We start from the raw sequence: 1,739 nt of genomic DNA, 5'->3' as shown, positions 1-1,739 counted from the left end.
CCCCCCTCCGTCAGGGTAGTTGTCATCCGCTCTGAAACTGGAAGTGTATTCTGAGGCGGGCGGGACAGGACAAGGGTTTGGCTTATTCACCGGAACGGAAGTCGGCGGTGCTCGCGAAGATGCTGCCGCCGAACAATATGCCCCTCGGCCAGTTGGCCAGGGAGGAAGGGATCAGCGTTGCGACGCTTACCAAGTGGCGGGCCGAGGCGCGGGCGAAGGGGCAGTTCCTGCCCGACGCCAATGCGGGGCCCGATGGCTGGACCTCGCGCGACAAGCATGGAGCAGTGACCGAGACCGCCTCGCTGAACGAGGCGGAGTTGGGCGAATACTGCCGACGCCGTGGCATTTATCCCGAGCAACTGGCCGTTTGGCGCGACGCTTGTGAGCGGGCGAACGACTGGGAACGCGCGGCCACCAGCCGGATCGCTCGCGAGACAAGAGACGACAAGAAGCGCATCCAGCAGCTGGAACGCGAGCTTGCCCGCAAGGAGAAGGCGCTGGCCGAGGCCGCCGCGCTGATGATCCTCAGAAAAAAGGTGGATGCGATCTGGGGCCGCAAGGACGGCGAGGACGAATGACCTCCGCCCCGGATCGCCAGGAAATTGCCGCCCTCATCGCCGCTGCCACGGAGGCCGGTGCCCGGCCCTCTGCCGCCTGTGCCGAAATCGGCCTCAGCCCGCGCACCCTCCGTCGCTGGCGGGATCCCGACGGAAGGATCGACGAGGATCGCCGACCCTTCGCGGAGCGTCCAACGCCCGCGAACAAGCTCTCCGAAGAGGAGCGCGACCACATCGTGGCAACCTGCAACCTCCCGGAGTTCGCCAGCCTTCCGCCCAGCCAAATTGTGCCCCGGCTGGCCGACCAAGGCACCTATATCGCCTCAGAATCAAGTTATTACCGGGTGTTGCGCGAGCGCGGTCAGAACCACCGCCGCGGTCGCGCCCGTCCGGCCACCCGCCGCAAGCCGCCGACCAGCTTCGAGGCCAAGGCGCCGTGCCAAGTCTGGAGCTGGGATATAACGTGGCTGCCGGGGCCGATCGCTGGGGCGTTCTTCTACCTCTATCTCATTGTCGACATCTACAGCAGGAAGATCGTCGGCTGGGAGGTCCACGACCGCGAGACGGCCGAGTTTGCCGCCCAGGTCCTGGAGCGCGCGGTCTGGTCAGAGAGGTGCCTGACCAGCCCTCTCGTTCTTCACGCCGACAACGGCAGCCCGATGAAGGGCGCGACGATGAAGGTCACCATGGAACGGCTCGGTGTCATCGCGTCGTTCAGCCGCCCGCGGGTCAGCAACGACAACCCATTCTCGGAAGCGCTGTTCCGGACCTGCAAGTACACGCCCAACTGGCCGACCCGCGGCTTCGCAACGATCGGGGAAGCGAGGACTTGGGTCCAAGGATTCGCCAACTGGTACAATCTGGAGCACCGCCACAGCGCGATCCGCTTCGTGACACCCGACCAGCGCCACCGCGGCGAGGATCGCGAGCTACTCGCCAGTCGGCATCAGGTCTACGAGTTGGCCCGCAACGATCACCCCGAACGCTGGTCAGGCCCTACGCGCAACTGGCAACCCCTCGGCACAGTCTGGCTGAACCCGGAACGGTCGGATCCACGACGGGGAGGCGATGGGTCCGCCGACGCGCTCCCCCATGAAGCTGGCGGCGGCGGACCCGTCGCCGGGCCGGCTGATCAAGCAGCCTGAAAACGAATGCGCGTGACAACTACCTTGACGAATACCG

The 1,739-nt window shown here is 65.8% G+C and carries 1 pseudogene; it reads left to right on the top strand.

From position 1 onward, the window contains the following. Positions 1–119 precede the first annotated feature (119 nt). Positions 120–1,609, top strand: a pseudogene (locus BLV97_RS20590) (IS3 family transposase); the annotation flags it as partial. Positions 1,610–1,739 lie beyond the last annotated feature (130 nt).

It is taken from the genome of Allgaiera indica, assembly GCF_900106675.1.
GTDB classification, from domain to species: Bacteria; Pseudomonadota; Alphaproteobacteria; order Rhodobacterales; family Rhodobacteraceae; genus Acidimangrovimonas; species Acidimangrovimonas indica.
The sequence above is the reverse complement of the archived record's forward strand: the minus strand, read 5'-3'. Positions and strand labels throughout refer to the sequence as shown.